The following is an 18,936-nucleotide window of genomic DNA, read 5'->3' on the forward strand; positions in this document are numbered from 1 at the left end:
CGTGGGCATCTTCCCCAACCGCGACGCGATCATCCGGCTCGTCGGCGCCGTCCTGGCCGAACAGACCGACGAATGGGCCGAAGGCCGCCGCTACCTCGGACTGGACCTCCTAGCCCGCTGCCGGGCAACCATCGTCCCCGACACCGAACCCGAGATCGGAGCTGATCACCTACCCGCCCTCACCACCTGAACCCAAACGAGGGATCACAGCGCTACACCACTCCACTGGGCTTGACCCCGGCTGGGCCCGCAGCTCTGCCAGGGACGGTCCGCCCAGCCGTTCCAGTGCTGGGTCGGGATCGCTGCGGGAAGGGTCGACGCGAAGGGGCGAGGGCTCCTCGGGTGAGGTGAGCTCCTCGGCGCTGGGCTGCTTCAGCGGCGACGCCGACGCGCCCGTGACGGTGCCGACGACGAGGCCGCCGACCATCAGGACGCGGCGCCGGTACGGGGGAGCGTGCTGGGCGCACGGTGCTTGCCGGTGGACTTCATGAAACCTCCGGGTCGTGCAGGACGACCTGGACAGGGACAGGGACAGGGACAGGGACAGGATTCCCGCTGCTCCGCCGCGGGACACGGGTGCGGCGCAGGCAGCGGGTCCTACGCTGCGCTCGATCTTGGGGTCCGAGACTGGTTGTGTTGAGATTTGATGGAGATGCGGGGTCAGACGGTGGGGGTGTGGTCCTCGCCCCGCTGGTTCCGTGTGGCGGCCGGAAGGCTCACGCTGAAGGTGGCACCCTGCCCGGGCCCGTCGCTGGTCGCGGTGATGGATCCGCTGTGGGCGTCGACGAGGGCCTTGCTGATGGTCAGGCCGATGCCGGAGCCCGAGCGGTCGCGGTCGCGTGCGCTGTCGCCCCGGTAGAACCGTTCGAAGACGTGGGGCAGCTGGGCGGCGGGGATCCCTTCACCGTCGTCACGGACGGTGAGCACCACCTCGGGACCGTCCCGGCGGGCCGCCAGGGACACGGTGCCGCCGGCCGGTGTGTGCCGCAGCGCGTTGCTGAGCAGGTTGGTGAGCACCTGGCCGACCCGGGTGGGGTCGACCTCGACGACAGCCTCCGGGGCGCGGGAGGTCTCCAGCTGCAGGTGCACACCCTTGGCCGCGTAGGGCTCGCGCAGGGCGTCGACGGCGGCGGAGAACAGCTCGGCCACCCGGACCGGCCGGCGGTCGAGGAGGAGGCGTCCTTCCTCGGCCCGGGACACCTCGTCGATGTCGTCGGCCAGCCGGGCCAGGCGCGCGGTCTGCTGGGCCAGCACGGCCCTGGCCTCGGGTCCCAGGTCGATGACCCCGTCGGTGAGGCCCTCGTGGTAGGCGGCGAGGGTCGCGATCGGGGTGCGCAGCTCGTGCGCGAGGTCGGACAGCAGGCGCCGGCGGGTGTCCTCGACGCCTTGCAGGCGGTCGGCCATGACGTTGAAGGCCGCGGCGAGCGTGTCCAGTTCGGTGCCCGAGCCGGCGATGGCCACCCTCGCGGCGTAGTGACCACGGGCCAGCTCGCGGGCCGCGTGCGTCAGCTCGGTCAAGGGTCGACGCAGCAGCCGCGCGAGGACCCAAGTCACGGCACCGGCCGCCACGACGGAGATGAGCAGTCCCCAGGCCAGGGAGGTCAAGGAGGCGTCCCGGTAGGCGAGCTCGATATGGACCAGCTCAGGGGAATCCGCCGGGTGACCGGTCTGGAGCAGGTGGTCGTGGAAGATCGGTGGCCCGACGACCGCCGCGACCAGGCCGACCGTCAGCGCGCCGGCGAGCAGCACGATCGTCTGGCCGATGAGCAGCCGGGTCGCCAGTCCCTGGTGCAGGGCCGGTCGGCGGGGCCCGCTCATCCCTGGCCCATGCGGTAGCCGACCCCGCGCACGGTGGTGATGTAGCGGGCCGTCTCCGGGTCGTCGCCGATCTTGCGGCGCAGGTGGGCGATGTGGCTGTCGACCAGGTGCTCGTCGCCGACCCAGCCGCCGCCCCACACCTCCTCGATGAGCTGCCGCCGGGAGAAGGCGGTGCGGGGACGGGACGCCAGGGTGATGAGCAGGTCCCGCTGGGTCGGGGTCAGGTCGACCCGTTCGCCCGCCAGGTGGACCTCGAGGCCGGCCGAGTCGATGTGCAGGTCTCCGAAGACCCACACCGGTTCGGGGGCGTAGGCGCGGGCCGCGGAACCGGTGCGGGGTCGGCGCAGCACGGCCTGCACGCGCGCGACGAGCTCGCGCACGCTGAACGGCTTGGTCACGTAGTCGTCGGCGCCCACCGACAGCCCGATGAGCCGGTCGATCTCGTCGGTGCGGGCCGTGACGACCAGGATATAGCAGTCGGAGAAGGTCCGGATCTGCCGGCACACCTCGATGCCGTCCAGCCCCGGCAGGCCGAGGTCGAGCACGACGACGTCGGGGGTCTGCTCGCGCACGGCGCTCAGGGCGTCCGGTCCGGTGTGGACCACGGTCGTCTCGTACCCGGCCTTGGTCAGGTAGGCCGCGACCATGCCAGCCAGGGCACGCTCGTCCTCGACGACCAGGACCCGGGCGGCCGGTTCGGGGGTGCTTGCAGGTGCCATGCCCGCATCCTCCCGCACCGGCCAGCGGCCGCCGAGGGCGCGAGCCCCTGCGGACGGGAACTTCACCAAACCTCCATGAACTGCGCGTCGGGTGCCAACCACCGGGGTCAAGACTGCTGCGTAGTGGCAACCGAGGCGGGAGGTCGACATGCTGGTACCAGGCATGGGTTGGGGCATGTGGCTGCTGATGATTGGCAGCACATTGGCGTTCTGGGCCGTGGTCTTCTTCGCCGTCCGGGTACTGCTGAACGTGCCGAAGGGGGAACCGACGGAGCCTTCCGGGCCTGTCCTGCTGCTGCAGGAGCGCCTGGCCAGGGGAGAGCTCACCCCCGAGCAGTACGAGCAGCACCGTCGCCTCCTGGTCGACGGGCACTGAGACGTCCCGACCCGTCCTGGAAGGAACCATGACCCGCCCCTCACGACGCCAGCTCATCATTGCCGGCCTTGGCCTGGGCGCCTCGGCGACCCTGGCCGCCTGCTCCGGGGGCGCCTCGGCGACCTCGCGCCCGGCCGCCGGTTTCGCGCTCCCCGAGCCCGTGGCCCCCACGCCCGGGCAGCCCGTGGTGAGCACCCGCCTGACAGCTGCTCCGGTCACCCTGGACCTGGGCGGCAGGACGGTGCAGACGTGGGCCTACGGGGACACCGCCCCCGGCCCGACGTTGCGGGCGACGGCCGGGGACCTGTTACGGGTCACCCTGGACAACCAGCTGCCCGCCGACACCACCGTCCACTGGCACGGGGTCCGGCTGCGGCCGCAGGCCGACGGCGTGCCCGGCCTGACGCAGGACCCGGTCGGGACGGGGAAGAGCTTCCTGTACGAGTTCACCGCGCCCGACCCGGGCACCTACTTCTTCCACCCCCACGTCGGCACCCAGCTCGACCGCGGCCTGTACGCGCCGCTGATCATCGACGACCCGGCCGAGCCCGGCGACTACGACCTGGAGTGGGTCGTGATCCTGGACGACTGGGTCGACGGCACCGGCACCACCCCCGAGGAGGTGCTGGAGCAGCTGGTCGCCGACGGTGCCTCCGGCATCGCCGGCATGGATCACGGGGCGATGGCCGGCATGGACCACGGCTCGATGTCAGCAGGGCGGGGCGAGGCCCCCTGGGGCACCGACACCGGTGACGTGAGCTACCCCCACTACCTCATCAACGGCAAGCTGCCCACCGACCCGCCGGTCCTGCAGGGCCGACCCGGGCAGCGGGTGAGGCTGCGCGTCATCAGCGCCGCCTCGGACACCATCTTCGCGGTCGCCCTGGCCGGGCACCGCATGACCCTCACCCACACCGACGGCTGGCCGGTCAGGCCGGTGCAGACCGACGCCTTCTACATCGGCATGGGGGAACGCTACGACACGGTGGTGACCCTGGCTAAAGGGGTCTTCCCGCTCGTGGCCCGCCCGGTGGGCAGGAGCACCGGCGGGCAGGGGCTGGCCGTGGTCCGCACCGCCGCCGGTGCTCTGCCGGGGGCCGACACCGCCCCGAAAGAGCTGAAGGGCAGGATCCTGACCGGCTCCCAGCTCGAGCCGGACGACGCCGCCCGGCTGCCCGCCAAGGGTCCCGACGTCACGGCGGCGCTGACGCTCGGCGGGACGATGGCGCCCTACCTCTGGACGATCAACGGCGCCCCGTACGGACAGAACGAGCCGCTGCGGGTGGCACCCGGGCAGCGCCTGCGGCTGAACGCGTCGAACATGACGATGATGCCGCACCCGCTGCACCTGCACGGGCACACCTTCGCCCTGCCCAACGGGCTGCGCAAGGACACCCTCTTGATGGCTCCCATGGAGTCCGTGGCGCTCGACCTCGACGCCGACAACCCCGGCGACTGGATGATCCACTGCCACAACACCTACCACGCCGAGGCCGGGATGATGATCGACCTGAGGTACACATGACCAGCCGCGGCGTGCGCCTGCGTGGGAGAGTCATGGCGGTGGCCTTGGTGGCCCTCGGCCTGACCCTTGCCGGGTGCGCACCGACCGCCGACAAAGAACCCTCGGACACGGACGCGGGCATCGCGATCACCCACATCCACGCCGCCGTCCGCGACCCGGGCACCGGCGACCTGCTGCTCGCCACGCACCAGGGCCTCTTCCGTCAGGACGGCGACGACCTGGTGGCGCTCGGCCCGGTCATGGACCTGATGAGCTTCACTCTCGACGCCGACGGCACCTACTACGCCTCTGGCCACCCTGGCCTGCAGACGGACCTGCCCGAACCGCTCGGGCTGATCACCTCCCGAGACCAAGGCGTGAGCTGGACCGTGGCCTCACTCGGCGGGAAGTCGGACTTCCATGCCCTGACCGCCTCCGGCAGCACCGTGACCGGCTACGACGGGACGCTGCGCACCTCCTCCGACCGGCGCACCTGGCAGGAACGCCCGATCGCCGCGCCGCCACGCGCGCTGGCTGCCTCCCCGGACGGGACGCTACTGGCCACCACGCAGGCAGGGCTGCTGGCCAGCACCGACGACGGCGCCACCTGGAGCACCCTGACACCGCCGGAACCGGCGGTCCTGGTGGCCTGGGCCGACACGAGCACCGTGGTGGCCCTGACCACCGGCGGCAGGATCGCCACCAGCACAGACGCGGGAAAGAGCTGGACCCTGGGAGCGACCGTGCTCGGCGAGGCAGGCGCCCTGTCTGCCGGCCGTACCAGCGACGGGTCCCTGGAGGTGATCGCCGTGGTCGGCGACACCGTGATCCGCACCCTGGACGAGGGCACCACCACCGAGGTCCTCGTGGGGTAACCACGCCATGCGACGAAGGAGCAGCACCATGAGGCACCACGACCACCCAGGCACCGCCTACCCGGCCTCACCCGGCCCCGAGGACCAGCCGCCACCACTGCCGCTGTCCCCGACGGACCGTCCCCGCCAGCGGCACCCGCACGGCTGGCTGATGTGGCTCATGTGCCTGCCGATGCTGGCTCTGGTCGGCCTCCTCATCCTCACCGGCGCGGTGGGCGCCGGCGGCGTCCTCTACGCCCTGGCCTGCGTGGGGATGATGGTGGCCATGATGCTGTGGATGAACCACGCAGGCGGGCCGAGGGACCGTTGAGCGGCTCTAGGGCAGCCGCCACCGTGCTGGCCCTCGATCGTGCACCGTTCATCGAATCTCCACCGTGCGACCACCGGACGGACAGGCGGACCGCTGTATCGTCGAGATACCCCCCGAGGGTATGGATGCCGGCGGGGGGCTGTAGGAGCCCGAGAGAGGAAGCACGATCATGGATGTCCTGCTGACAGTGGCCACGGCGGCGGTGCTGACGGTGTTGACCGGCTGGTACTTCTTCGGGCCCAAGAAGTCCCGGCGGGCCGAGCTGGAGGGGGGACGTCAGGTGGTCAGGGTGACCGTCAAGGGCGGCTACAGCCCCGACCTGGTCGAGGTCGTCCAGGGCGTGCCCGTCCGCCTGGTCTTCGACCGGCAGGAGAGCGGCGACTGCTCCTCGCGGGTGCTCCTTCCCGACTTCCGGATCAACGAGGCGCTCCCGGCGTACGCCAGCACCACCGTGGACTTCGCCCCCCGGCAGACCGGAGAGTTCGGGTTCGCCTGCGGGATGAACATGCTCCACGGCACGGTGAGGGTGGTGGCCGGTGACGCGGCGCAGCCGGGGGGTGAGGCGGCCGCGCTCCCTCGCACCGACGGGGAGCCCGAGCCGGCCGCCACTTCAGCCGGGCCGGCGACCGGCTCCGGCGCCGGGCAGGGCGACGACGCGGAGGCCACCGAGCGGGCCGCGGAGATCGCCGACCTGCGACGGCGGGTGATCATCGGCACGGTGCTGAGCCTGCCCCTGGTCTTCGCGGTGATGGCGCACGAGGTCTTCGGCGCCACCTGGGTGCCGGACCTGCTGATGAACCGCTGGTTCCAGCTGGCGCTGGTCACGCCCATCTTCTTCTACACCGGCTGGCCGATCCACCGCACCGGCTGGCTGGCCCTGTCCCACCGCACCGCCGAGATGAACTCGCTGATCACGCTGGGCACCATCGCGGCGTACGGCTACAGCCTCGTGGTCACCTTCGTCCCCTGGGTGCTGCCCGACATCGCCCAGGAGGTCTACTACGAGGCCGTCGCCGTCATCATCACGCTCATCCTGCTGGGCCGGCTGATCGAGACCAAGGCCAAGGCCGGCACCGGCGAGGCGATCCGGGCGCTCATCGGCCTGCAGCCGCGCACCGCGCGGGTCGTCCGCGCGGGCCAGGAGCTGGAGGTCGGGATCGACGAGGTCGTCGTCGGCGACGTCGTCGTGGTCCGCCCCGGGGAGAAGCTGCCGGTGGACGGGCAGGTCCTCCAGGGCGCCTCCGCGGTGGACGAGTCCATGGTCACCGGTGAGCCGATCCCGGTCACCAAGACGGTCGGTGACACGGTCATCGGCGCCACGATCAACCAGACGGGCGCGTTCCGGTACACGGCCACCAAGGTCGGCGCGGAGACGATGCTCGCCCAGATCATCACGCTGGTGCGCGAGGCGCAAGGGTCCAGGGCCCCGATCCAGCGGGTGGTCGACAAGGTCTCCAGCTACTTCGTGCCGGCCGTGATCATGATCGCGATCTGGACCTTCGCCCTCTGGGCGATCCTGGGCCCGCCACCGGCCCTGGTCTTCGCGCTGGTCGCGATGGTGTCGGTGCTGATCATCGCCTGCCCGTGCGCGCTGGGTCTGGCCACGCCCATGTCGATCACCGTGGGCACCGGCAAGGGCGCCACGAACGGCATCCTGATCCGCTCGGCCGAGGCGCTGGAGAGCGCGCACAAGCTCGACACCGTGGTGCTCGACAAGACCGGCACCATCACCAAGGGCGCCCCCTCGTTGACCGACGTGCTTCCGGCCCCGGGGTTCTCACCCCAGGACCTGCTCACGCTGGTCGCCGCCGTCGAGGCATCCTCCGAGCACCCGCTGGCGACCGCCATCGTGACCGGGGCCGCGGAGCGCGGCCTGAGCCTGCCCGAGGCGACCACCTTCGACTCCATCACCGGCCAGGGCGTGCGCGCGCTGGTGGCCGGCCGGGAGGTGCTGGTCGGCAACGACAGGCTCCTGTCCGCCGCGAGCATCGACGCGGAAGCCCTGCAGACCGATCTGCGGCGGCTGGCCCGAGAGGGCAAGACCCCGATGCTGGTCGCGGTCGACGGTCAGGCCGCGGGCGTCATCGGCGTGGCCGACACCGTCAAGGACGGCTCCGTCGAGGCCATCGCGGCCTTGCAGGAGCGCGGCCTCGAGGTCGTCATGATGACCGGAGACAACCGCGACACCGCCGCGGCCATCGCCCGCCAGGTGGGGATCACGCGGGTCCTGGCCGAGGTCATGCCCGAGCACAAGGCCAACGAGGTCAAGCGCCTGCAGGCCGAGGGCAAGGTCGTGGGCATGGTCGGCGACGGCATCAACGACGCCCCGGCCCTGGCCCAGGCGGACGTCGGCTCAGCCATCGGCACCGGCACCGACGTGGCCATCGAGTCCTCCGACATCACCCTGATCTCGGGCAGCCTCTCCGGACTGGTCACCGCCATCGACCTGTCGAAGGCCACGATGCGCAACATCCGGCAGAACCTGGTCTTCGCGTTCGGCTACAACGCCATCGGCATCCCGATCGCCGCCGGCGTGCTCTACCCCGCCCTCGGGCTGCTGCTCAGCCCGATCATCGCCGCCGCGGCCATGGCGCTCTCCTCGCTGTCCGTGGTCGCCAACGCCAACCGGCTGCGCGGCTTCACACCCAGACCCCTCGCGGCCCTCACCCAGGTCCCGGCCACCGACCCGGTGGTCGAGCTCGGCGCCGACCACCTCCAGGAGGACACCATGACCCATCACGACCACGACCACGGGCACCAGCCCGGCACCACGGTCACCGACCCGGTGTGCGGGATGAGCATCGACCCGACCACAGCCGCGGCCACCCGTGAGCACGACGGCACCACGTTCCACTTCTGCTCCGGGCACTGCGCCACGACCTTCGACACCGACCCCCACCGGTACGGGCACCCCAGCCCGACACCCTGACCGCGCCCGAGGCGAGGACTGACAGGAGCGGCACGATGACCACCGGCACCCGCAGCAGCCCCGTCGCGCTCCAGGTGCGCCTGCACCGGATCGAGGGACAGGTCCGCGGCATCAACGCCATGGTCACTGACGACAAGGACTGTATCGACATCCTCATCCAGGTCGCCGCGACGACCCGGGCCCTGCAGGCCGTCGCCCTGCTCCTGCTCGATGACCACCTCCACCAGTGGCTGCGGCAGCCCGACCCCACCGGGCGACCGCCGGAGGACCGGGTGGAGCAGGCCGCACGGGCGATCGCCCGGCTCGTGCGCAGCTGAGCGGGCCCGCACCGCCCGGGCTGCTGCACCGTCCACCGGTGGAGCAGCCCGGGACGTGCCGCACCGGCGGCGCAGAACCGCCGGCGAAGCGCGCTGAGCGACAGGAGGAGAACCCCAGCATGCACGACGCCCACCTGGACACCGCAGACCCTCGCCGGGAACGCAGCGCCGGCGCCCTGCGCCGGTTCGTCGCGACGGAGAACTCCGGCGCGGTCGTCCTGCTGCTGGCCACCCTCGCCGCCCTGGTCTGGGCGAACTCACCGTGGCGGGCCAGCTACGAGGCACTGTGGGCAACCGAAGCGGGCCTGCACGTCGGCCCGGTGGACCTGGTCCACACCCTGCGGGACTGGGTCAACGAGGGCCTGATGGCCATCTTCTTCTTCGTCGCCGGGCTGGAGATCCGGCGCGAGTTCGACGTGGGCGACCTGCGCGAGCGCCGACGCGTGGCGGCGCCGGTGATCGCCGCCCTCGGCGGGATGATCGTGCCCGCCCTGATCTTCGTGGCCCTGAACGCCGGCAGCGACTCGGTCCGCGGCTGGGGCATCGTCGTGGGCACCGACACCGCGTTCGCGCTCGGCGTGCTCTCACTGTCACGCGGCGTCTCGGCCCGGGCACGCACGTTCCTGCTGACCCTCGTGGTGATCGACGACGTGATCGCCCTGAGCGTCATCGCCGTGGTGTACACCGAGAGGCTGTCGCTGGCGTGGCTGGCCGGGGCGGTCGCGGCCTTCGCGGTGATCCTGCTCCTGCGCGCCGCCGACGTGCGGTCGCTGCCCTGGTACGCCGGCCTCGCCGTGCTCATGTGGGTGGCGGTGTCCGCGTCGGGGCTGCACGCCACCGTCGCCGGGGTCGCGGCCGGCCTGCTGGCGACGGCGACGTCACCGGGACGGGAAGAGCTGCGACGGACGGGGCTGTGGTGGCGACGCCTGCGCATGACGCCCACGCCGCAACTGGCGCACCGTGCCAGCCGCTCCATGGCCCAGGCCGTCTCTCCGAACGACCGGTTGCAACGGATGTTCCACCCCTGGTCCAGCTACGTCATCGTCCCCCCTGTTCGCCCTGGCCAACGCCGGCCTGAGCGTGGACACCGCCACGCTCTCGCGCGCGGCGACCTCACCGATCACCCTGGGGATCCTCCTGGGTCTGGTGGTCGGCAAGGCGGCGGGCGTGCTCGGGTCCACCTGGTTGGCAGCCCGCCCGGCCTTCGGCGGCCTGCCGCTGACCGTGCCCTGGTCCTCCCTGGCCGGTATCGGCATGGTCGCCGGCATCGGCTTCACCGTCTCCCTGCTCATCGCCGACATCAGCTTCGACGGGTCCGAGCTGGAGGAGGCCAAGATCGGCATCCTGACCGGGTCCACCCTCGCCGCACTCCTGGGCTGGCTGATCTTCCGGCTCCTGCCCCGGATGCCGGCGCGGGTCCGCACCGCCGGGGCCGGACGGGTGGCAGCTCCCCTTCTCGACCTGGCGGTGCCGCCCGACCCGGCCACCGACCACCGCACCGGCCCCCAGGACGCCGGTGCCGTCATCCTCTGGTACGGCGACTACCAGTGCGCCCACAGCGCGCACGCCCAGGCCGTGGTCGAGCAAGTCCGCCGCGAGCTCCCCGACAGCGTCGACGTCGTCTTCCGGCACCTGCCGCTGGCCGACATCCACCCGCACGCCCAGGTGGCCGCAGAGGCCGCAGAGGCCGCGGCAGTGCAGGGCCGGTTCTGGGCCATGCACGCCGAGCTGTACCGGCAGCACACCGACCTGACCCGCAGCCGCATCCACCAGATCGCCGCCAGCCTGGACCTTGACCTGGAGGCCTTCACCACCGCGCTGGACGCCGGCCTGCACGCATCGCGCGTCGCCCGGGACGTGGCCTCCGCCGACGCCTCCGACGCCGTGGGAACGCCCACGGTCTTCGTCAACGGCAGGCGCTACCGCGGACCCATGGAGCCCGGACCGCTAGCGCAGACGGTCACCGAAGCACTGCTGCTGGTCGCGCCGGCGCGCGGCACGAGCCGCAGCCCGTCGGCGGGCGACCGGACGGCTGAAGCATGACCGAGCACCACCACCATCACGGAGGAGCGACATGAACCAGACCGGCCACGGCACCCACATCCCTGGCGGAGGTGACCGACAAGCACTGGTGATCTCCGGTTGGCTCACCGGCATCTACTTCGTCATCGAGCTGGCCGTCGGGCTGTGGTCCGGCTCGGTGGCCGTGATCTCCGATGCGTTCCACACCTTCTCGGCCGTCGGCGGGGTGCTCATCGCCCTCGTCGCGCAGCGGCTGAGCCGACGTCCCGCGACCGCGCAGGAGACCTTCGGCTGGGGCCGGGCAGAGATCCTCGGCGCCCTCTTCAACGGCGTGTTCCTGGCCCTGATGGCGGCATACGTGTTCTGGATGGGCGCGATGCGCCTGGCAGACCCGATCGAGCTGCCCACCACCGTGATGCTGTGGGTCGCCGCAGGCGGGCTCCTCACCGAGGTGATCGCCTTCCGGCTCCTCTACCAGCGGCAGAAGACTAACCTCAACATCAAGGGCGCCTTCTGGCACATCCTGCAGACCTTCGTCGGCAGCCTCATCATCATCGTCTCGGCCCTGGTCATCCGCCTCACCGGCTTCCTGGCCATCGACCCGCTTCTCGGCATGGCCTTCGGCGTGGTGCTGCTCTGGGCGTCCTGGACCATCCTGCGCTCAGCGCTGCGCATCCTGCTGCAAGGCACCCCGGACAGCCTGGACCTCGACGCGGTGATCACCGCCCTGAGCCAGGTGCCAGGCGTTCGCGACGTCCACCACGTGCACGCCTGGACCATCACCTCCGGGCGCACCGTCTTCTCGGCGCACCTGCACGTTCCTGAGGCCGAACGCGATGGTGACGCGGTGCTCGAGCAGTCCGCGCGTGTCCTGCGGGACCGGTTCGACGTGTACTTCTCCACCCTGCAGGTCGAGCGGTCCTGCGCCGCCGAGGACGCAGCCGATCTCGACATCACACGTCCGTCCTGACCAGATTTGCGGGGCGACATCAGATCGGCACCGAACCGTCACCTGGGTGATGTGGACGAGGGTTCACGCTGGGGTGATGGCGGTGGCGACCGACCGTCCGTGTGGCTTCTCGGCGGTAGGCCCCGCGCGACCATCCGCCGCGCTGGCGAGGAGGTGCAGATGGACACCAGGTTGCTGCTGAAGGTGCTGGGTCGGCGGCGCGAGCTCGCAGCGCGCGACGGGTGGAGCCCATCTCAGGTGCGCACGTACCAGACCCGGCGACTGGCGGCGTTGCGTGATCACAGTCAGCTGAGATCTCGGTTCTACCGCGAGTTCCACCGCGGCCTGACGCGGGCGCCGCTGGCTGAGCTGCGATCCTGACCAAGGCGGTCCTCATGGACCGGTTCGACGACCTCATCACCCGGGGCGACCTGCGGCTGGCTGATGCACGGGCGCACCTGGCCGCCGAGGCCGGCGCGCAGCGGCTCATGGGTCGGTACTACGTCGCAGCCACGGCCGGCACCACGGGCGAGCCGGGCATCTTCGTCTGGGACGTCGAGGAGTGGGCGGAGGTCCTGGCCTCCTACAGTCGCGCCTACGGCTGGGCCGGGGCGTCGGTGCGGCTGACCGGACGCACCAGGATGGCGGTGGTCAGCTCGACGGTGCCCTCGCACCAGTCCGCGCTGGTCGGGGCGAGCGTCGACAGCCGGTTCGTCCCGACACTGCGGATCGACTCCGGGGATCCGCTCGAGGACGTCGTCCGGCGGCTCAACCACTTCCGGCCCGACGTTCTGGTGGGTTACGCCAGCATGCTGGGGCTGCTGGCGGGGGAGCAGCGAGCAGGGCGCCTGCACGTGCAGCCGGGGGCCGTGCTCAGCGCGTCGGAGGTGCTGACCGCCGAGGCACGCCGTGACGTGGAGCACGCCTGGAACCGTCGTCCGTTCAACGTGTACGCGGCCACCGAGACCGCAGGCATCGCCGCCGAGTGCGGCCAGCACGCCGGCCTGCACCTCTTCGAGGACCTGGTCATCACCGAGGTCGTCGACGACGAGGGCCGACCGTTCACCCCCGGGGAGTACGGGAGCAGGCTGCTGGTCACCGTCCTGGGCTCGCGCACCCTGCCCCTCATCAGGTACGAGCTCAGCGACTCGGTGCGGATGCTCCCCGCCCCACCGTGCCCGTGCGGCCGGCCCTTCCTGCGCATCGGCGGCGTCCAGGGCAGGGCCGAGGAGGCGCTGCGCCTCCCCGCGGCCCGCGGCGGTGACATCCTCGTCCAGCCCAACGTCGTCCACCGGGCGATGGAGCTGCTGCCCCTCACCGGCTGGCAGGTCGTCCTGGACGACTCCGGGATCACCGTCTACGTCGCAGGTTTGGCCGAGCTTGCCGACACGGGCCAGGTCGCCCGGCGCCTGGCTGACGCGCTCGCCCTGGCGGGCGCTGTCGCACCTCCGGTCCGGGCGGTGCGGGTGCCGGCCGTCTCTCGGACCGCCCTCGGCAAGGCACCGTTGATCCGGTCCGTGCGCGGGGGCGGCGAGCACCCTGGGCGGGGACGGGACAAGGCTGCGGACACCGACTAACGGAATTCCATCCAGTCACCACCGGAACGCCCGGTCGTCACCGCCCGGAGGACTCACAGTTGTGGCGGTACGGGCCCCCACCAGGTTGGCCCACGCAACAGGAGGTGTGTCATGGCAGACGAGCGACACGGCAGGACCGGTGATCCCCGCGACGGAGAGCACGGTTGGCCGCGGCGGCGGGCGACCGGCTGGGTGGTGGCCGGTGGACTGGCCATCGCCGTCGGAGGAACGGCGGCGGCTGTCGCGCTCGGGGGGGACGGTGAGACCGCGGGCACCGTGCCGGCGATGCCGGCGGTCGCCCCGGAGTCCGCCGCCGCAACCGTCGCCCCGTCAGCCGCCGCACCGTCCAGCGCGGCGCAGCATGCGGGGATGGTCACCGGAGCGGTGTGGGTGGCCAACGAGGAGGACGCCAGCCTGAGCGTCATCGACGCGGGGACGAACACCGTCGTCACCACGGTCCGCGGGGTGGAGGGGCCGCACAACGTGCAGGTCTCACCCGACAGCGCCAGCGTGTGGGCGGTGAGCGGTCACGACTCGCTCGCCGTCGCGCTCGACGCGCGGTCGCTGGACCTGACCCGCACGGTGACCACCGGCGGGGCGCCCGCCCACGTCGTGATCAGCCCGGACGGACGCACGGCATACACCAGCGACGGCGCCGACGGCACCGTGACCGTGATCGACACGACGTCCGGCGAGGTGGAAGCAACGATCCCGGTGGGTGCCGGGCCGCACGGGCTGCGCCCCAGCCCCGACGGCCGCTGGCTGGTCGTGGCCAACGTGGCGGGCAGCACGCTGAGCGTCATCGACACCAGCACCCGCACCACGGTGGCAGACATCGAGGTCGGCACGGCCCCGGCACAGGTCGCCTTCTCCCTGACGGGCGGTTCGTGTACGCCTCGGTCAGCGCCCAGGACGAGGTGGTCAAGGTCGACATGGCCAGCCGCGAGGTCGTCGGCCGGGTCACGGTCGGGGACGGGCCGATCCAGACCTACGTCAGCCCCGACGACCGCTACCTGCTGGCCGCCAACCAGGGCACCGAGGCGGCACCTGGAACGAGCCTGTCGGTCATCGACACCCGGACGTCACGGTGACGGGGACCGTGGAGACCGGTCGGGGTGCCCACGGGGTCGTGGTCGACCCCTCCGGCCGCCACGCCTACGTCACCAACCTCTACGCCGACGACGTCGCCGTCGTCGACCTGGACGAGCTGGAGGTCGTCGCGCGCGTCCCGGTCGGGGACACGCCCAACGGCATCAGCTTCTCCAGCACGCCCGTACCGGCCCAGGCGCCGGTGACCCTGGACGTGCCGAAGGGCGCTGCCGGAGACAGCGGGGCAACGGACGGCCACGGCGGCCACTAGGCCCGGGTCCGGCCGGAGCCCGGCCGGCCCAGGCCGGCCGGGCTGAACCGACCGGCTCATCACAAGAGTGGTGGAGGGACCGGGCGGGGGGTCAGTGATGCCCGTCGTGCTCGGCGGGAGTCGTGACCGAGGGCGACGGGGTGGTAGGCGTCGGGGCGGGGGCGTCGGCCGCGCCGATGCGTGGACCGATCACGAACGCGGACAGGGCGAACAGGGCGGTGAAGGCGACGACTCCCAAGGCCGGTGCCCACCCGGTGCCGAACCGCGAGCGGAGTCGGCGCAGCAGGGGGATGCTCAGCAGGAGGCCCACGACGTAGAGGACGCCGTTGCCCAGCGCACCGGTCAGCAGCGCGGTCCCGGCGATCAGGCCGACGTGGTGCAGGACGTGGGGCACCAGCCCCAGGGCCGCCCCGAAGCCGGCGCGGACCGTCGCCCACCAGGTACGGGGCCCTCGACGCGGCGGGGCGGACAGCTCGAGCGCAGATGTGGCCATAGCCACCACTGTGCAGGCCCCGCCCGGTCTCCCGACGGCAGTTCTGTGGAGATCCGATGGCGAGGCCCGCAGCGGTGACAGCAAACCTCCCGGAAACCGCCAGGCCAGTCGCAGGGCGCGCCTGTGAGGGTGGTCCCGTCATCCCGGTGCAGGAGAGGAACCCCCGTGACCACAGTGCCGCGACCAGTGCAGGTCGCCGTCGTCGAGAACCCCGGCTGCCACTTCTGCGACGACGCGCAGGCCGTGCTCGCCGGGCTCGTCTCAGAGGGCCACACGATCGAGGTCACCTCGCTCGACGCACGTGCCGCCGACGGGCAGGCGCTGATGCGCGAGCACCGGGCCGCGATGACTCCGCTGGTGCTGGTCGACGGGTCCTTCTTCAGCCAGGGCCGGCTGCCGCGCCGCAAGCTCCTGCGCCTGCTCGGGGCCTGAGATGGGCGAGCTGCTCACCACCGGTTCCGTCCTGGCGGCCTTCCTCGCCGGCGGGGTGGCGCTCTTCGCCCCCTGCTGCATCGTCTTCCTCGCCCCCAGCTACCTCGCCGCCGCCGTGAAGAACCGGCGGTGGCGGCTGCTGCCGCTGACCTTCCTCTTCGCGGCCGGGCTCGCGCTCGTGCTGGTGCCCATCACGCTGGGCATCAGCCTGGTGGCCTCCGCGGTGGCGAACTACCACACGCCCCTGTACTACGCCGGCGGCGCGCTGATGCTGGCCCTGGCCGCGCTCAGCGTCTCCGGCCGCATGCTCACCCTGCCCGCCTCCCTGCGCGCGCCCGACACCAGGGGCGGTGACGGTCTGAGCTTCTTCAGCCTCGGCGTGTTCTCCGGCATCGCCAGCGCCTGCTGCGCGCCCGTGCTGGCCGGCGTCATGACCCTGTCCGCGCTCTCCGGGTCCGCGGTCGGCGGCCTCACCCTGGGTCTGGCGTACACGTTCGGCATGGTCTTCCCCCTGTTCCTCATCGCCCTGGGCTGGGACCGCTTCCGGCTCGGCGAGCGCAAGCTGTTGCAGGCACGGGCGGTCCGGCTGCGGCTGGGTACCCGCGTCGTGCACACCAACTCGATCAACCTGGTGGTGGCCGCCGGGTTCGCGGCGATGGGCGTCTTCGTGATCTACCTCGCCGGCACCGGCACCATGACCAGCGGCCCGGGCATCCAGGTCGCCGCGGGCCGTGGCCTCGCCGGCGTCTTCACCCGGGTCGAGCAGTGGGTCTCCCCGGTGCCCGAGCCGGTGCTCGGCCTCGCCGTGCTCGCCCTGGCCGCCGTTTTCGTCGTCGCCACCCTCCGCGACCGCCGCCGACCGGGAGCTGACGCCCTCACGGGCGTGGGCACGGACGCCGCGGACCTGGCCGCGCCGGGCCCTGCCGGCGAGGCCTGCCACGGCGCCGCATCGCATACCCCACGCGTCCCCGCAGACGACGCACGCACCTGAAGGAGCCGACGTGTCCACCAGATCAGCCCGTGAGTCCCGACTGGCCCGCATCGCCGCTGAGACGCGGTCCGAGGAGCGCCGTCGCCGAGCCCGTCGGTACGGCCTCGTCGGCACCGCGCTGGCGCTCGTCGCCGCGGTCGTCACCGCCATGCTGCTGACCTCGCGCCCGGCGTCCACCGAACTCGCCGACGCCGCGCCGGACTTCACCCTCAGCGACACCGCAGGCGGCACCGTCAGCCTGGACCAGTTCCGCGGCCGCAACGTGGTCCTGTACTTCAACGAGGGAGCCGGCTGCCAGTCCTGCCTCGTGCAGATGGCCGAGATCGAGAAGAACGCGGCCCTGTTCGAGGGCCTCGACATCACGTTCCTGCCGATCGTGATGAACACCCGCGAGCAGATCACCACCGACATGCAGCTCAACGGGGTCCGCACCCCGTTCCTCCTGGACGACGGACGCGTCTCCCAGGCCTACGGCACCCTGGGCAAGGGCATGCACGCCGGGCTGCCCGGCCACAGCTTCGTCCTCATCGACCGCGAAGGGCAGCGGCGCTGGTACGGGGAGTACCCCTCCATGTGGCTGCCACCGGCCGACCTGCTCGCCCAGCTTCAGAAGTCCCTGTCGGCCTGAAGGTACGGGCGAGCACACTCGGGGAACGGTCAGGTCCGGTCATCTCTGAGGCGCCTCGCGTAGCTCGGGCCGGGCACGTCGAGGTGAGGAACCGAGTCGTCTGGACCCGCCGACGCGCCACCGAACGTGGAACTGGTCCGCGCCTATGCCGATGTTCGGTTCTCTGGAACCGCTCCTGTAATACACCTGGGCTGGTACGACCGGCATATCCCAGGGACAGGGCGCCGGTCTGACCGCGCGGGGACCTACGACCGCCACGACACCGCGCAGGTCGCGCACGACCGCTCGCGTTACGCTCCCACCGAGGGAGGACACATGCCGCGCATGTCCGCGATCGAAGCAGCCTTCTGCCGAGCGGCACCCTGGACGGTGATCTCGCAGCGGGTCCTCTTGCCGTGGGCGCTGGACGGTCACGTGATCTACGGCGAAGTCTTGGAGGTCGGCGCGGGGAGCGGGGCGATGGCCGAGGCCGCTGCCCGCAGATTTCCCGAGACCAGCATCACAGTGACGGACGTCGACGCGGCCATGGTCGCCGTTGCGCGCGCCCGGCTTGTCCCAGTACCGAACCTGCGCGTACAGGCCGCAGACATGACCTCGCTGCCGTTCGCCACCGACCGATTCGACGCAGTCATGTCGAACCTGATGCTCCACCATGTCATCTGCTGGCGCGACGGTGCAGCCGAAGCCCTGCGGGTCCTCAAGCCCGGCGGGGTGCTCCTGGGGTACGACCTGACCAACACGCTCCTCGCACGGTTCGTGCACCATGCTGACCGATCGCCCCACCGTATGGTCTCCGTCGAGGAGCTGGTCGAGGGGCTGGCCGCTGCCGGCTTCACCGGCGTGAACGTCCGGGAGTCCGCTCGAGATCACCTGATGCGGTTCCGCGCCTACAAGCCTACAAGCCGGTCCGGACACGTACGGGGGTCGATGTCCCCCTAACGCCGGGGTGACCCGTTGGCGAGCCTGATCCGCACTGTTCCTGTGTTGCTGCAGTCTTGGGCATCGCAGGCATGGATGGCTTCCCGCGCGCAGAGGGACTGTCCGACTAACGGTGTAAGTGGCGTTTTCATGGTCAGCGGTCCTGCGCCGTGGGCATGCGGTCGGCGAAGGTGATGGCGAAGGCGTTCAGGGCCGGCTTCCACCGCATGGCCCATCGTGTCTGGCCGGTGCCCTTGGGGTCCAGCGATCGGGTGACCAGGTACAGCGTCTTCATCGCTGAGGCCTCGTTCGGGAAGTGGCCGCGGGCTCGGACCGCGCGCCGGTAGCGGACGTTGAGCGACTCGATCGCGTTGGTCGAGCAGATGACCTTGCGGATCTCCACGTCGTAGTCCAGGAACGGGATGAACTCGGACCAGGCGTTGTCCCACAGCGTCTTGATCGCGGGGTAGGGCTTGCCCCACTTCTCGGCGAACTCCTCGTACCGGTCCTGGGCCGCCGCGGCGGTCGGGGCGGTGTAGATCGGTTTCATATCGCGGCTGATCTGGTCCCAGTACTTCCTGCTCGCGTAGCGGAAGGTGTTGCGGATCAGGTGGATGATGCAGACTCCCGCTGTCAACCTGGCTGTGCCTGGATCCGATCTCGTGACGGTTGTGGTTGGGCACACCGCTGGCTCCCGCGTTGTGGTGTGCTGCGGGAG

19 protein-coding genes and 3 pseudogenes are annotated in these 18,936 nt (G+C 71.5%); 18 read left to right on the plus strand and 4 right to left on the minus strand.

The features are described 5' to 3' along the window. Positions 1-190: transposase (locus tag BJF80_RS06415; protein WP_187344345.1), on the plus strand; the 190-nt coding region annotated here is incomplete at its 5' end. Between the two features lie 470 nt (positions 191-660). Here the strand turns inward: BJF80_RS06415 and BJF80_RS06420 are convergent. Further along, positions 661-1,818, minus strand: a complete 1,158-nt coding sequence (locus BJF80_RS06420; protein ID WP_075812350.1) for a sensor histidine kinase — start codon at positions 1,816-1,818, stop codon at positions 661-663. After that, on the minus strand, positions 1,815-2,537 hold the full coding sequence (locus tag BJF80_RS06425; protein WP_075812352.1) for a response regulator: 723 nt from the start codon (positions 2,535-2,537) through the stop codon (positions 1,815-1,817). Before BJF80_RS06425 ends, BJF80_RS06420 begins: the two co-directional genes overlap by 4 nt. Positions 2,538-2,685: 148 nt before the next feature. Here BJF80_RS06425 and BJF80_RS06430 point away from each other — a divergent pair, with 148 nt between their 5' ends. From BJF80_RS06430 to BJF80_RS19900, 13 genes and pseudogenes are all read left to right on the plus strand, one after another. After that, positions 2,686-2,913, plus strand: a complete 228-nt coding sequence (locus BJF80_RS06430; protein WP_075812354.1) for an SHOCT domain-containing protein — start codon at positions 2,686-2,688, stop codon at positions 2,911-2,913. 28 nt (positions 2,914-2,941) lie between these two features. Further along, entirely contained in the window at positions 2,942-4,438 is a 1,497-nt protein-coding gene (locus tag BJF80_RS06435; RefSeq protein ID WP_075812356.1) for a multicopper oxidase family protein, read from the plus strand. A 32-nt stretch (positions 4,439-4,470) separates the two neighbouring features. Continuing rightward, positions 4,471-5,292 carry a F510_1955 family glycosylhydrolase gene (locus tag BJF80_RS06440; protein ID WP_237767472.1) on the plus strand — a complete coding sequence of 274 codons (822 nt, stop codon included), beginning with the start codon at positions 4,471-4,473 and terminating at the stop codon, positions 5,290-5,292. A 28-nt stretch (positions 5,293-5,320) separates the two neighbouring features. Next, on the plus strand, positions 5,321-5,602 hold the full coding sequence (locus BJF80_RS06445) for a hypothetical protein (RefSeq protein ID WP_075812360.1): 282 nt from the start codon (positions 5,321-5,323) through the stop codon (positions 5,600-5,602). A gap of 169 nt (positions 5,603-5,771) precedes the next feature. Beyond that, positions 5,772-8,531: a heavy metal translocating P-type ATPase gene (locus BJF80_RS06450; protein WP_075812362.1), complete on the plus strand. Its 2,760-nt coding sequence runs from the start codon at positions 5,772-5,774 to the stop codon at positions 8,529-8,531. A 35-nt stretch (positions 8,532-8,566) separates the two neighbouring features. Next, positions 8,567-8,848 (plus strand): metal-sensitive transcriptional regulator, encoded by a 282-nt coding sequence (locus tag BJF80_RS06455; protein ID WP_075812364.1) that lies wholly within the window; start codon positions 8,567-8,569, stop codon positions 8,846-8,848. A 119-nt stretch (positions 8,849-8,967) separates the two neighbouring features. Further along, positions 8,968-9,882, plus strand: a pseudogene (locus BJF80_RS21525) (Na+/H+ antiporter NhaA); the annotation flags it as partial. Next, positions 9,809-10,891 (plus strand): Na+/H+ antiporter NhaA, encoded by a 1,083-nt coding sequence (locus BJF80_RS20710; RefSeq protein ID WP_075812366.1) that lies wholly within the window; start codon positions 9,809-9,811, stop codon positions 10,889-10,891. The pseudogene BJF80_RS21525 and the gene BJF80_RS20710, both read left to right, overlap by 74 nt. A 31-nt stretch (positions 10,892-10,922) precedes the next feature. Next, positions 10,923-11,840 (plus strand): cation diffusion facilitator family transporter, encoded by a 918-nt coding sequence (locus tag BJF80_RS06470; protein ID WP_075812368.1) that lies wholly within the window; start codon positions 10,923-10,925, stop codon positions 11,838-11,840. A 374-nt stretch (positions 11,841-12,214) separates the two neighbouring features. Further along, positions 12,215-13,396, plus strand: a complete 1,182-nt coding sequence (locus BJF80_RS06480) for a phenylacetate--CoA ligase family protein (protein WP_075812372.1) — start codon at positions 12,215-12,217, stop codon at positions 13,394-13,396. A 369-nt stretch (positions 13,397-13,765) separates the two neighbouring features. Continuing rightward, positions 13,766-14,209: pseudogene (locus tag BJF80_RS19890) on the plus strand (YncE family protein); the annotation flags it as partial. Positions 14,210-14,283: 74 nt separating this feature from the next. Beyond that, positions 14,284-14,487: a YncE family protein gene (locus BJF80_RS19895; RefSeq protein ID WP_237767470.1), complete on the plus strand. Its 204-nt coding sequence runs from the start codon at positions 14,284-14,286 to the stop codon at positions 14,485-14,487. An 8-nt stretch (positions 14,488-14,495) separates the two neighbouring features. Beyond that, on the plus strand, positions 14,496-14,756 hold the full coding sequence (locus BJF80_RS19900) for a YncE family protein (protein WP_237767471.1): 261 nt from the start codon (positions 14,496-14,498) through the stop codon (positions 14,754-14,756). A gap of 91 nt (positions 14,757-14,847) precedes the next feature. On the opposite strand, the gene BJF80_RS06490 is transcribed toward BJF80_RS19900, so the two are convergent. After that, the gene (locus BJF80_RS06490) at positions 14,848-15,249 is read right to left on the minus strand and encodes a hypothetical protein (protein ID WP_058889684.1); all 402 of its coding nucleotides are present in this window, start codon (positions 15,247-15,249) and stop codon (positions 14,848-14,850) included. 165 nt (positions 15,250-15,414) lie between these two features. On the opposite strand from BJF80_RS06490, the gene BJF80_RS06495 reads away from it, so the two are divergent. The 4 genes from BJF80_RS06495 to BJF80_RS06510 all read left to right on the plus strand — a co-directional run bounded on the left by BJF80_RS06495 (position 15,415) and on the right by BJF80_RS06510 (position 18,239). Beyond that, positions 15,415-15,681, plus strand: a complete 267-nt coding sequence (locus BJF80_RS06495; protein WP_083518548.1) for a thioredoxin family protein — start codon at positions 15,415-15,417, stop codon at positions 15,679-15,681. A gap of 1 nt (position 15,682) precedes the next feature. Beyond that, positions 15,683-16,672 carry a cytochrome c biogenesis CcdA family protein gene (locus BJF80_RS06500; protein WP_058889686.1) on the plus strand — a complete coding sequence of 330 codons (990 nt, stop codon included), beginning with the start codon at positions 15,683-15,685 and terminating at the stop codon, positions 16,670-16,672. A gap of 10 nt (positions 16,673-16,682) precedes the next feature. Continuing rightward, entirely contained in the window at positions 16,683-17,300 is a 618-nt protein-coding gene (locus BJF80_RS06505; protein WP_058889687.1) for a peroxiredoxin family protein, read from the plus strand. A 315-nt stretch (positions 17,301-17,615) separates the two neighbouring features. After that, positions 17,616-18,239: a class I SAM-dependent methyltransferase gene (locus tag BJF80_RS06510; protein WP_075812376.1), complete on the plus strand. Its 624-nt coding sequence runs from the start codon at positions 17,616-17,618 to the stop codon at positions 18,237-18,239. Positions 18,240-18,372: 133 nt separating this feature from the next. On the opposite strand, the pseudogene BJF80_RS06515 reads toward BJF80_RS06510, so the two are convergent. Beyond that, positions 18,373-18,852 (minus strand): annotated as a pseudogene (locus tag BJF80_RS06515) (transposase); the annotation flags it as partial. Between the last annotated feature and the right edge of the window lie 84 nt (positions 18,853-18,936).

It is taken from the genome of Serinicoccus sp. CUA-874, from assembly GCF_001942225.1.
Lineage (GTDB): Bacteria > Actinomycetota > Actinomycetes > Actinomycetales > Dermatophilaceae > Ornithinicoccus > Ornithinicoccus marinus.